Here is a 12240-nt window from a genome sequence, read left to right as displayed (position 1 = left end):
AGGAGCATGGCATGACTGTAATTAAGCTTAAGACCCAGGACGGGCAGCTGGTCGAGTACACGGACGAGATCATCGGACAGGGCGGCATGAAGGATGTTTACTTCAGCCCTGACCGCTCCTACGTCGTCGCCTTCTTCCGGGATCAGCTCGACTACCAGGGCAAGGAACGTCTCAAGTCCATCGTCGGCATGTACCGTGAGGGCATTTTCGAGAAGGAAGGCGGCGAATACTGGAAAGACTTGTTCTGCTGGCCGACGGCGGTCGTCGAAAAGGACGGCCGCTTGGGCGTCGTGGCCCCTGTGTACGCCAAGCACTTCTTCTTTTCCCACGGGTCTGTGAACAACGACATGCTAGGCATCAAGGGAAAGGAGAAGGAAGGGAAGTGGTTCGCGAGCGCGTCCAACCGCTCGAAATTCCTTGCCCCGCAGGAAAAGGGGTCGTGGCTGACCCACCTCCGGATCTGCCTGATGATCAGCCGGGCGGTGCGGCGCTTGCACGCGGCCGGCCTCGCCCACTCCGACCTGTCCTACAAAAACGTGCTGATCGACCCGTCCACGGGCAACGCCTGCGTGATCGATATCGATGGTCTGGTCGTCCCCGGTAAGTTTCCGCCAGATGTGGTCGGGACGCCCGACTTCATCGCGCCCGAGGTCATCGCCACCCAGCACCTTGAGAAGTCTGACCCGAACCGGAAGCTGCCGTCCACGCTGACGGACAGGCACGCCCTCGCGGTCCTGATCTACATGTACCTGTTCTACCGGCACCCCCTGCGGGGCGGGAAGGTGCATGACATGGACGCGACGAAGGATGAGGAACTCGCGATGGGCACGAAGGCCCTGTTCGTTGAGCACCCCACCGACGCGGCCAACCGCGTGAAGGCCGACCAGATCTCCAAGGCTCAGCTCCCGTGGGGCGACCCGTCCAAGATGCCATACACCATCGCGGGGCCGCTGCTGGCCGAACTGTTCCGCAAGGCATTCGTCGATGGCCTGCACGAGCCGCAGCGCCGTCCCACGGCGGACGAGTGGGAAAACGCTCTGGTGCGGACCATCGACATGATCCAGCCCTGCTCCGCCAACTGCGAGATGGGTTGGTACGTGTTCGACAACTCGACCAAGCCCAAGTGCCCCTATTGTGGTGCCGCGTACAAGGGCAAGCTCCCCGTGCTCAATCTATACTCCAGCCGCCACAGCGGCTCGTACCAACCCGACAACCACCGGGTGATGGTCTGGGACGGCCAGTCCCTGTTCCCGTGGCACGTCAGCCGCAAGGTCTTCCCGAACGAAAAACTGACGCCCGACCAGAAGAAACGGGTGGGTTACTTCCAACTCCACCAGGGCGACTGGTTTCTCGTGAACGAGGGGATGCCCCAGATGCAAGACGTCGCCTCCAAGAAGGACATCCCGATCGGCGGGCATGTCAAGCTGACGGACGGAAGCCAGTTCCTGCTGTCCCACGAGGACGGCGGCAGGTTGGTCCAGGTGCAGTTGGTGAACGGCTGAACCCCTTCGCTGGGACAGACACGGGGGACGGATCATGAAGCATCTGCTGTCTAAAAAGCGTGCCTACTTCGCGGCCTTTGAGCGGATTTAAGACTCATCGTACCATCGTCATGGCGATTTCCCGCAGGGCAAGCACCAATCGGTAAGGATGGAAAGGGACATACGCTTCAAGCGGGCCAGTACAGATCGAAAGCGGTTCCGCCCAGAGTGGACGGGCCACAGGTCACGTCGCCGCCATGAACGCGGGCGATGGCCTGGACGACGGCCAGCCCCAGGCCGCTCCCCCGGCCGTGAGGCTCGCCGCGCTGGAACGCTTCGAAGATCTGGCGGCTCAACACTTCGGGCACACCGGGACCGCTATCCTCGACCAGCAGATGGCACCGCCCGTGCTCGTTTCGCACCTGAATGCGCAAAGGGCCGGGGGTGGCGTGGTGCAGCGCATTCTCCAGCAATGCCAGTAAGGCTTGGCGGATTCTGACGGGATCGCACGGTACCGGCCGGGTCTCCAGCAGGCAGGACAGCGAGAATCCCCCTTCAGCCAGGCTTGGCTCGAACGCCTGAACCACCGCCGCCACTTCCTTGGACAGGTCGGTCAGTTCCCGCTGCACCTCCAGGCGGCCGTTCTCCGCCAGTCCGACCAGCCGCAGATCCTCGATCAGTCGGCCCAATCCCTCGACCTGCGTCAGCAAAGAGCGGAACAGCGCGGGGGCCGGTTCGAACACGCCCTCGGTTAGCCCTTGCAGGCGTCCGCGCAACACCGTGACCGGCGTTCGTAATTCGTGGGCGATGGCCGCGTTCCAGAACTGGCGTTCCCGCTCCATGCGTTCCAGGCGTTCAGCCATGGCGTTGAAGTCGCGCACCAGCCGCGCCGCTTCGCCCAAAGAGTGGTCGTCTGTGCTGGCCCGTACCGACAGGTCGCCCTGTGCCACCTGACGCAGGCTTTCGGCCACGGAATTAAGCGGCACGAGGATTCGCCGCGCCAGTCCGAGCGCTGAGGACACCGCCAACGCCAGCGCCAGCAGAGCGGTCAGCGCCATCCATCCCCATTCCAACGGCGTGGGAAACCAACTGCCGCCGTCGGGACCGGGAAAGCTTGACGGGGAGAGGAAGAACCACAGGGTATAAAAGGCGTAGGATCCCATCACCGTCAGCACGGTGGTGCCCAGGGCCAGGGAAACCATGGATCGGATGATGCGACGGCTCAGTCCGCCGGTCCCCTTCAAGGCACCTCTCCCAACCGATAGCCAACGCCGCGCACGCTGACCGGAACGCCGTCCAGTCCCTCTGCCTCCAGCTTCTTACGCAGCTTACTGACATGACTGTCCACCGTGCGCTCCAGCGCTTCGCCCTCGGGCAGGCAGGCGACCAGCAATTCCTCGCGCCCGAACACCCGGCGTGGCGCACGCATCAGATGAACCATCAGCCTAAACTCGGTCAAGGTCAGCGCCAGAGGGGAATCGCCGCCGTCGCGTCGGATCGTGATTTCATGGTTCTCCAGGTCGGCCTGCAACCTACCAACACGGATAAAACGCTGGTTCGGCTGTTCCCCGCCGGGGCGGGCCCGGCGCAGCACCGCCTGGACGCGGGCGACCACCTCGGCAGGGTTGAACGGCTTGACCACATAATCGTCGGCACCGATCCGCAGCCCCATCAGCTTGTCGATGTCCTGATCCATTGCGCTCAACATGATGACCGGCGTGTCACCACGATGGCGGATCTCGGATAATACCTGCCAACCGTCCAGGCGCGGCATCTGCACATCCAGCAGGATCAGGTCGGGTTTCAACGACAGGTGCAGGTCCAGTGCCCGGCGGCCATCGGTGGCGCGCACGCTGCGCAGACCGCTACGGCCCAGATAGGCGGATAGGATATCGGCGATTTCTGGCTCGTCTTCGGCGATGAGCACCAGGGCCTGCGGCTCGGCGGTCGGAAAGGGCATGGCAGTCCGCGTTGTTTTTTCAAACTCCATTGTATCTCCACAAATGCTCGACGGAAACGCCATCCCCTCCGCCTAGGGTGCGATCCCCCCGCAAAGCGGCGGTGGCTTGGAGAATACCCGTGAAAGGTCGAGGCATGAGAGTTGAACGGCTGTCCCGTTGCGGCGGGATGCTGATTGTGGCCGCAATGGCGTTGGCGGGATGCGGCGATCCCACCCCCGAGGCGACCCTACCGCCAGTTCAGGTCGCGGTCATGACCGTCGCTCCGGCCCGTGTGAATCTGACGGAAGATCTGCCGGGCCGCGTTGCCGCCGTGCGCATCGCGGAAATCCGCCCACAAGTCAGCGGCATCGTACAGCGCCGCCTGTTCGAGCAGGGCGCGGAAATCCGGGCGGGCGACCCGCTGTTCCAGATCAACCCGGCTCCGTTCAAGGCCGATGCGGAGATGGCGGCGGCAACCTTGCAGCGCGCCGAGGCCGCCCTGGCGCGGGCCAGGATACAGACTCAGCGGTTGGAACCGCTGGTGCAGGCCGATGCGATCAGCCGCCAAACCTATGACGATGCGGTGTCGCAACGGGATCAGGCGGCGGCCGACGTGGCCCTGGCCCGCGCCACGTTATCCCGTCGTCGGTTGGACCTGAAATTCGCCACGGTGGACGCGCCTATCGCCGGTCGCATCGATCAGGCGCTGGTCACCGAGGGTGCTCTGGTGGCTCCCACCGACAGCAGCCCCATGGCCCGCATCCAGCAGGTGGATCAGGTCTATGTGGACGTGCGCCAGCCCGCGTCCTCGCTGGAGGCGGTGCGCGAAGCCCTGGCGTCGCGGCAGGACGACCGCAATTCCGGCCTGCCTGTAACGGTGTTGCGCAGCAACGGCACAGCTTACGACGTCAAGGGTCGCATTCTGTTTTCCGGCATCAATGTGGATTCCGGTACCGGCGACGTGTTGCTGCGCGTTCTGGTCGATAACCCCAAGCGCGACCTGTTGCCCGGTATGTTCGTGCGCGCTCGGGTCTCGCGCGTCAGCTATGACGACGCCTTGATGGTGCCGCAACAAGCGGTGGTCCGTATCGGCGGCAAGCCGCAGGTGTGGGTGGCGATGGAGGACAATACGGCCAGCGCCGCGCCGGTGGAACTGGGCGAGTTGATCGACCGCCGCTATCGCATCCGCGCCGGTCTGAGCGCCGGACAACGGATCGTGGTCGAGGGTCTGGAACGGTTGAACGACGGCGCCGCCATCGCCCCGCGCGACTGGCAGCCGACCGCGACGGCCACGCACTGATAGGCCGGGAGCACAGCCAACATGCCGCAATTTTTCATCAACCGCCCGGTCTTCGCCTGGGTCGTCGCGCTGTTCATCATCCTGCTGGGGCTGATCGCCCTGCCACAATTGCCGGTCGCCCGCTATCCCTCGGTGGCACCGCCCACTGTCAACATCTATGCCACCTATCCCGGCGCCACGCCCCAGAGCATGAACGATTCGGTGTTGAGCCTGATCGAGCGCGAACTGTCGAGCGTCAAGAACCTGCTGTACTTCGAATCCATGGCCGACACCTCTGGATCGGCCCAGATCACGGTTACCTTCAAACCGGGGACGGACCCGGAACTGGCCCAGGTGGATGTGCAGAACCGCCTGAAGACGATCGAGCCGCGTCTGCCTCATGCGGTGCGGCAGAACGGTCTGAACATTGAATCCGCATCCTCGGGCTTCCTGATGCTGATCAGCCTGAAATCCGAGGACGGCCGTTTCGACGAGACGACGTTGAGCGACTATATGGCGCGCAACGTCATCGAGGAATTACGCCGGGTCGAAGGCGTCGGAAGAGTGCAGTTGTTCGGTGCTGAACAGGCGTTGCGAGTCTGGGTGGACCCGTCGCGGCTGATCGGTTTCGGCCTGTCCATGAACGACCTGTCCACAGCCATCGCCGGACAGAATGTCCAGATCGCACCGGGCCGGGTCGGCGATTCTCCTACTGTGCCGGGACAGCGTGTGACCATTCCGCTGACCGTACAGGGGCAGTTGCGGACGCCCGCGGAATTTTCCGCCATCGTGCTCCGCGCCAATGCCGACGGCTCCAAGGTTGTTCTAGGCGACGTGGCGCGGGTCGAACTGGGGGCTCAGACCTACAGTTTCGCCAATTGGGAAAACGGCAAGCCCGCCACTGTCGCCGCCGTGCAACTGTCGCCGGGAGCCAACGCCGTGCGCACCGCGGCGGGTGTAGAAAAGCGGCTGACGGAACTGAGCCGAACCATGCCGGCAGGCATGAGCCCGGCCATACCGTTCAACACCGCGCCCTTCGTCAAGATTTCCATCGAAAAGGTCGTCCATACTCTTATCGAGGCCATGGTTCTGGTGTTCATGGTGATGCTGCTGTTTCTGCAAAACATCCGCTATACCTTGATTCCAGCCATTGTTGCCCCTATCGCCCTGTTGGGGACCTTCACCGTCATGCTGATGGCCGGGTTCTCGATCAATGTGTTGACCATGTTCGGCATGGTGCTGGCTATTGGCATCATCGTAGACGACGCCATCGTGGTGGTGGAGAACGTCGAGCGCCTGATGGTGACCGAGGGGCTTTCGCCCAAGGATGCGACAGTCAAGGCGATGAAGGAAATCACTGGCGCGGTGATCGGCATCACCCTGGTTCTCACGGCGGTGTTCATTCCCATGGGACTGGCCGGGGGGTCCGTCGGGGTGATCTATCGCCAGTTCACCTTGGCCATGGCGGTGTCGATTCTATTTTCGGCCTTCCTGGCTCTCAGCCTGACTCCCGCTTTGTGTGCCACCCTGCTGAAGCCGGTCGATCCAGATCATCACGTGAAGGGTGGATTCTTCGGCTGGTTCAACCGGCGCTTCGACCGCATGACCCGGTCCTACGAAACCCGCATCGCCGCCCTGGTGCGGCGTTCCGGTCGTATGATGGCGGTTTTTGTCGCCATCGCCGTCTTGCTGGTTCTGGCGTTCCGCGAGTTGCCCTCGGCGTTCTTACCTGAAGAGGACCAGGGTTACTTCATGACCTCGTTCCAACTTCCGTCCGATGCCACGCAGGAACGCACGCTCGATCTGGTGCGCAAGTTCGAGAGCCATGTTGCCGCCCGGCCAGGGATCGAATCGAACATGTCGATTCTGGGCTTCGGCTTTTCCGGTTCCGGTCCGAATGCCGCGCTGGCCTTCACCATGCTCAAGGATTGGGACCGACGCGCCGGTGCCACTGCCGCCGACGAAGCGATGCTCGCCCAGGCCGCCATGGGCGACACCACCGAGGGCATGGTCATGAGTCTTCAGCCTCCGGCCATCGAAGAGATGGGAACATCGTCCGGCTTCAGCATGCGCTTGCAGGATCGCGGCAACCGGGGCCATGCCGCTCTGAAAGCAGCAGAGGCGAAACTATTGGAACTGGCCGCGCAAAGTAGCGTGGTCACAAACGTCTATCCCGACGGTTTGCCTGCGGGTACCGGCATCCGTCTCGATATCGACCGCCAGAAAGCCGAAGCCCTGGGGGTACCGTTTACCGCCATCAGCGAAACGCTGACGGCGGCTCTGGGATCGTTGTACGTCAATGACTTTCCCAATGCCGGACGCATGCAGCAGGTGATCATCCAGGCCGACGCTCCAGCCCGGATGCAGGTGGACGATGTGCTGAAGCTTTATGTGCGCAACGCCAATAACGGCATGGTGCCGCTGGCCGAGGTCGTAACGCCAGTATGGAGCGATGCGCCATTACAGATGGTGCGCTACCAGGGTATCCCCTCGGCACGCATCTCCGGCAGCACCGTTCCCGGCGCGTCGAGCGGCGAAGCCATGGCCGAGATCGAGCGGCTGGCCACGCAACTCCCCCCCGGTTTCGCCGTGGAATGGACCGGCCAGTCATTGCAGGAACGGCAATCGGCGGCCCAGGCGCCATTGCTGCTGGCTCTGTCCATGCTGGTGGTGTTCCTGGTTCTCGCGGCACTTTACGAAAGCTGGTCGATCCCGCTGGCGGTGATGTTGGTGGTGCCGCTGGGCCTGCTGGGCGCGGTGGCGGCCGTGATGTTGCGCGGTATGCCTAACGACGTCTTCTTCAAGGTTGGAATGATCACGGTGATCGGCCTGTCGGCCAAGAACGCCATCCTGATCGTTGAGTTCGCACGCCAATTGCACACCCAGGGAATGGAGCTGCGAGACGCAGCGGTGACTGCGGCACGGTTGCGGCTGCGTCCGATCCTGATGACCTCGCTGGCGTTCGGGCTGGGCGTGGTGCCGCTGATGACCGCCTGGGGGGCCAGTGCCGAGACCCAGCACGCCATCGGCACCGGCGTATTCGGCGGCATACTCAGTGCCACCGTGCTGGCGATACTTTTCGTTCCCACCTTCTTTGTCTTCGTGATCGGCGGACAGGAACGGCTGGAGGGTTGGCTGCGCGCCCGCCGCTCCGGTCCCAAGCCGCCGCAAGAGAGCTGATCCCATGCGATTGACCCTGCTTCCTCCGCTTTTGGCGCTGTCGGCCTGTTCGCTGGCCCCAGAGCTGGTCAAACCCGAATTGCCGGTGCCTGCGGCGTATCCGTCTCCCTCTTCGGTGGTTACCGATGGCGACCACGCCGCCGATCTGGGATGGCGCAGCATGTTCGGCGATCCCCGCCTGCAACGAATGATCGAGTTGGCGTTGTTGAACAACCGCGACCTGCGGCTGGCGGCGCTGAACGTCGAGGCGGTGCAGGCGCAATACAACATCCAGCGGGCGGCGCGGTTTCCAGCGGTGAATGCCACCGGCGGCACGACGCGTCAGCGCATCGCCGCCGATCAGACGGCCGATCCCGCCACTTCGGCTCGCATGCAGAACCAGCACAGCCTTGGCATCGGCGTCAGCGCCTTCGAGATCGATCTGTTCGGCCGTGTGCGTTCGCTGTCGGAAGCCGCGTTCGCCCGCTATCTGGCCAGTGAGGAGGGCCGCCGTGCCGCCCATATCGCCCTGGTCGGCGCGGTGGCCGACGCCTATTTCGCCGAACGTCTGGCGCAAGAACAACTGGACCTGGCCGAGCGGACCCTGGCCGACTGGCGGCAATCCCTGGACCTGGCTCGACAGCTGAAATCCGCCGACCAGACCAGCGGACTCGACATTGCCCAAGCGGAAGGCCAGGTCGCCACCGCCGAAGCCGATTTGGAGGGACGTACGCGTGCCCTGGCGCGAGCCACCAACGCTTTGAACCTGCTGGTGGGGGCGGACATGCCCGACGATCTGCCGCCCCCTCGGCCGCTGGACGGAAGTGCCGTGCGGACCCACCTTCCGGTGGGAATTCCGTCCGAGCTTCTGATCCGGCGCCCGGATATCCGGCGGGTGGAACAGACTCTCCTGGCGGCCAATGCCGATATCGGAGCGGCCCGCGCTGCTTTCTTTCCCCGGCTGTCGCTGACCACCTCTCTGGGCTATGCCAGCCCGGCCCTGGGCAGTCTGTTCGATAACGGGCAATGGGTCTGGAGTATCGCACCGCAGATATCCCAACCCCTGTTCCTGGGCGGACAGTTGCGGGCTGAATTGCGGCTGGCGGAAATCCGTAAATCCGAGGCCATCGCCGAATACGAACGCACCATCCAGACGGCCTTTCGCGAAGTGGCCGACGGTCTGGCTGGCAGCGCGACCTATGGCCGACAGATCGATGCCCAAGTCCGCATGGTTGTTTCGACCGAGCGGCGGATGGATCTTTCTACCCTGCGCTATCGTGCTGGCGTGGATGGCCGCTTGGAAGTGCTGGACGCGCAACGCCAGCTTTATGCCGCCCGGCAAACGCTGTTGGACCTGAAGCGGGACGAGATCGGCAATGCGATTGGATTATACAAAGCATTAGGCGGCGGCCTGACAGAACAAGAGGACGACGGCACGCAGGCTTCGCACGATTGAAGCGACATCCCCTGGCTTATCGCCATATGGCCGCCCGCAATACCGGCGCGCCGCTGGTCCTAAAGGTGCATGACTGCTACCGTAACACACCAGATGGCGCGCTACTGTATTATGGCCGATCCCGGTTACGCGCCAACCGCCGGTTCTAGCGGCAGTCAAGGCGTGATGGCCGAAGTCTGGGGGCTTGGTCCGGCCACACCCTGAGCTGGCTGAACGCCCCAATCGCCCCAGCCAGATTCTCGCCGTAGGCCGGGCGGCTCCACAGCGATCGGGTCAAGCACGCGACGCCCGGTCGCAGCAATACCGCCAGCACCGGCCCGCTCAATAGCAAGCCGAGGGTACCAGGGTCAGCACCGTTGGCAGGCTCAACCTCGACCCGGTTGCCCTCGGCAATTCTGAAACGCCCGATACCCGGTAGCGACAACAGCGTCCGCCCATCGGCCAGTGCCCGCCATACGGGGTGCCCTGGCCCTGCCTGCTCGGTGGTGAGCGGTCATGACATCACCCTTTCTCTGTTCCGCTGCTGAAGGCAGCAAGCGGGACAAATGACCGGGCCTGTGCCCCGCCGAGCACAAGTGCCCCGGCACAGAGCAGCCAAGCATGGGCCTTTAACCCGTCATTTGAACGGACGCCCAGAACCACGGTTGCCTGGAGACGGCGGCGGCGCAGCATCAGGGCGCCTGCCACGGCACTATGGAGACAGCGGGTCTCTATCGGCAGACGGCGAGCGGCCCGTTCAACAGCCAGCCCAACCTGGCGGGCGGACGAAACGGCTTTCTCATCCAGTCTCACCTCGCCCACGGGGCTTATCGTGAGACACAAGGACCGGAACACCACCCGAACCGGCAAGACGGATAGTGCCAACCTTGCTGCGATCAGCATGCAGACGGCTTCGCCGGCGCGCAGCCAGTCCGATGCTCGTCTGACGGGGGCACTCACGGGAGTCGCAGTTCAATCAATTCGGCGGCGGTCATCTGAGTGAGCAGGGCGAGCACATCCCGCTCAATGACGGCGCGGTCGGCTTGGTATTCTGTCGCCAAGTCGTCACACAAAGCCGACACCGTTACCGGGCATTCGATCCGCCGCCAGATGTCCGCACCGATCTCGTCGAGTGAAAAGTAAGCGCTTTGCTTGACCTGGAAAATGACCAGATCATGATTCACTGGTGAGAACAGCAGTTCCGGGTCCCGTAACACGGTCGTGGCGGAAGAAAGCTCAGTCATGATGCGCTCCTCCCTGCAAATTAAATATAATAGTTGTAAAACTATAGCATTTTGGGGGTTGATTGTCTATGGTCGCCGCCGCGTCCCGCCCCGGTTATCTGATCGATTTCATCCAATCGAATGCCCCTGTTGATCGATTAAAACCAGCGTTGCCGATCACGCTATTGGATTGGAGCGGCCATTGCCGGAGTTGGCTGGAAGGCCGAAGAGGTTCCGCGCCTGCTGGTTCGTTACGAGGATTTTTTGGCCGACCACCCCGGAACGGGTTACTGCGGCGGTCGAAGAAACGCGCTTCGACCGCCTGAAGGAGCGGGATCGACGGGAGGGATTCGCCTTTCGCGGCGACGGTCGCAGCCACTTCCGCGTTAGCCGTGCGGGCCTGTTCGAGCGGACCGAGCAGCCAGCCAATATTCTCCGCCGCCCGTGCCGCCAGCCCATAACGCTGAAACAGGCACGTCGGATCTTCATCAAAGCGATGGGGGCCTGGGCGATCAACCGTTATCACTCGTAGATTTGGATGTAGCGCCGCGAGGGCGGTGAGCTTCGACCGTTCGTCTGGATAAAAGTTGGGTCGTTCTGGCCCGATCCAGTCCGCCGGAGGCACCCGGCAATAGAGCGGCAGCGGTTCCCGTGCGTTAGCCGATTCGCCGTCCATGCGGACGACCCCACAGAAGGCCCCTATACACCCCCGCTCATCTCAAGGCTCAACAGGGCCTGTGCTGTGCCGACGGCCAATCTCTGAACCAATGTGGGCTGCCGGAGCAATCCAAGGCTAGGCCACCCAATTGTCCTTATACTGCTCGCTGGTAAAGCGGGCATCGTTGAACATTCCGTCGAGTGAGATTACGTGGCGGTCGATGACTTCGGATTTACGACCGCAGACGGGACGAGATGAGTCTTGATGAGATCGAGCGTATCCTCATCTGAGCCGACGTAGATCGGCAAGGATCGCGGCAAGGAAGCCGATCGTCGAGCCAACATAGCGTCGGCTCATCCGTCCCGGTTCCAGGCCGAGCCGCCACAGCCATTCGAGATTGAGGCGCTGCACCAACTGCGGCGGTCGTGGGATCAGGCCGAGCGCGATCTTGATCGCCTGACCGATGCACAGCGCCCAGCAGGGCGGCAATTGGTGGCGGTGGTGGGCGACAAACACCTCGCTACGCGGTGCGCCGACTCCCATCAACAGCAAGGTCGTGCCGTGGTCATGGATCGCCTTGGCCAAGCTACGGCAATACTCGCCGTCGCGTTCGAAGCCGAACGGCGGGATAGCGCTGGCGATCCGGTCGGCGAGGCCGTGACGCTCGGCCCAGGCGGCGAGCACAGCGGCAGTGTCGGGGTGATCAACGACGCAGAACAAACGGGAGTGGGCCAGCCGTTCCGGCGCGGCGAACAAGGCGGCGACAACATCGCACCCCGTAACCCGGCCGGGGACGGCACAGCCGCGCAGGCGGGCGTAGTAATAAACCGGGAATCCGTCGCAGATAACGATCTCGGCCTGTTGGTAGGCCTCGCGCAGCGCCGGGTCATGGCGCAGCAGGGCGATGTGCTGGATGTTGGGGGTAACAACCAGACCCGGCCCGCTGGCGGCATCGCGGGGATGGGCCAGCAGATGGGCGGCGACCGCTTCGGCGGTCAGCGGACTGGGAGTCAGGCCAAAGATGCGCGGGGGGCAGGCATGAACTGGTCTGGTCACGCGGGGATC

The 12240-nt window shown here is 63.3% G+C and carries 11 protein-coding genes; 6 read left to right on the top strand and 5 right to left on the bottom strand.

The genetic code is table 11. The annotated features are described in order from the left end of the window. Nucleotides 1–11 precede the first annotated feature (11 nt). Entirely contained in the window at nt 12–1502 is a 1491-nt protein-coding gene (locus PHAMO_RS14790; protein WP_002730459.1) for a helix-hairpin-helix domain-containing protein, read from the top strand. A 167-nt stretch (nt 1503–1669) separates the two neighbouring features. Here PHAMO_RS14790 and PHAMO_RS14785 read toward each other — a convergent pair whose 3' ends face one another. Beyond that, nucleotides 1670–2725: an ATP-binding protein gene (locus PHAMO_RS14785; protein ID WP_002730457.1), complete on the bottom strand. Its 1056-nt coding sequence runs from the start codon at nt 2723–2725 to the stop codon at nt 1670–1672. Then, a complete protein-coding gene (locus tag PHAMO_RS14780; RefSeq protein WP_002730455.1) occupies nt 2722–3441 on the bottom strand; it encodes a response regulator in 720 nt (239 codons plus the stop codon). The genes PHAMO_RS14785 and PHAMO_RS14780 overlap by 4 nt, the downstream gene beginning before the upstream one ends. A 134-nt stretch (nt 3442–3575) precedes the next feature. Here PHAMO_RS14780 and PHAMO_RS14775 point away from each other — a divergent pair, with 134 nt between their 5' ends. The 4 genes from PHAMO_RS14775 (at nt 3576) to PHAMO_RS20240 (ending at nt 9519) form a co-directional block, all read left to right on the top strand. After that, the gene (locus tag PHAMO_RS14775; RefSeq protein WP_002730454.1) at nt 3576–4721 is read left to right on the top strand and encodes an efflux RND transporter periplasmic adaptor subunit; all 1146 of its coding nucleotides are present in this window, start codon (nt 3576–3578) and stop codon (nt 4719–4721) included. A gap of 21 nt (nt 4722–4742) precedes the next feature. Further along, nucleotides 4743–7880 (top strand): multidrug efflux RND transporter permease subunit, encoded by a 3138-nt coding sequence (locus PHAMO_RS14770; RefSeq protein ID WP_002730450.1) that lies wholly within the window; start codon nt 4743–4745, stop codon nt 7878–7880. Between the two features lie 4 nt (nt 7881–7884). Then, nucleotides 7885–9315 carry an efflux transporter outer membrane subunit gene (locus tag PHAMO_RS14765; protein ID WP_002730449.1) on the top strand — a complete coding sequence of 477 codons (1431 nt, stop codon included), beginning with the start codon at nt 7885–7887 and terminating at the stop codon, nt 9313–9315. A gap of 69 nt (nt 9316–9384) precedes the next feature. Further along, entirely contained in the window at nt 9385–9519 is a 135-nt protein-coding gene (locus tag PHAMO_RS20240) for a hypothetical protein (RefSeq protein ID WP_268869807.1), read from the top strand. Between the two features lie 297 nt (nt 9520–9816). Here the strand turns inward: PHAMO_RS20240 and PHAMO_RS14760 are convergent, their stop codons facing one another. Continuing rightward, nucleotides 9817–10254 (bottom strand): lasso peptide biosynthesis B2 protein, encoded by a 438-nt coding sequence (locus tag PHAMO_RS14760; RefSeq protein ID WP_002730447.1) that lies wholly within the window; start codon nt 10252–10254, stop codon nt 9817–9819. Beyond that, nucleotides 10251–10538, bottom strand: coding sequence for a PqqD family protein (locus PHAMO_RS14755; protein ID WP_002730446.1), 288 nt, complete (start codon nt 10536–10538; stop codon nt 10251–10253). Before PHAMO_RS14755 ends, PHAMO_RS14760 begins: the two co-directional genes overlap by 4 nt. A gap of 190 nt (nt 10539–10728) precedes the next feature. Between PHAMO_RS14755 and PHAMO_RS20105 the strand changes: the two genes are divergently transcribed. After that, nucleotides 10729–11049, top strand: a complete 321-nt coding sequence (locus PHAMO_RS20105) for a hypothetical protein (protein WP_235720857.1) — start codon at nt 10729–10731, stop codon at nt 11047–11049. 408 nt (nt 11050–11457) lie between these two features. Here PHAMO_RS20105 and PHAMO_RS14745 read toward each other — a convergent pair whose 3' ends face one another. Beyond that, entirely contained in the window at nt 11458–12231 is a 774-nt protein-coding gene (locus PHAMO_RS14745) for a WecB/TagA/CpsF family glycosyltransferase (RefSeq protein ID WP_002730444.1), read from the bottom strand. Nucleotides 12232–12240 lie beyond the last annotated feature (9 nt).

It is taken from the genome of Magnetospirillum molischianum DSM 120 (assembly GCF_000294655.1).
Lineage (GTDB): Bacteria > Pseudomonadota > Alphaproteobacteria > Rhodospirillales > Magnetospirillaceae > Phaeospirillum > Phaeospirillum molischianum.
The sequence above is the reverse complement of the archived record's forward strand: the minus strand, read 5'-3'. Positions and strand labels throughout refer to the sequence as shown.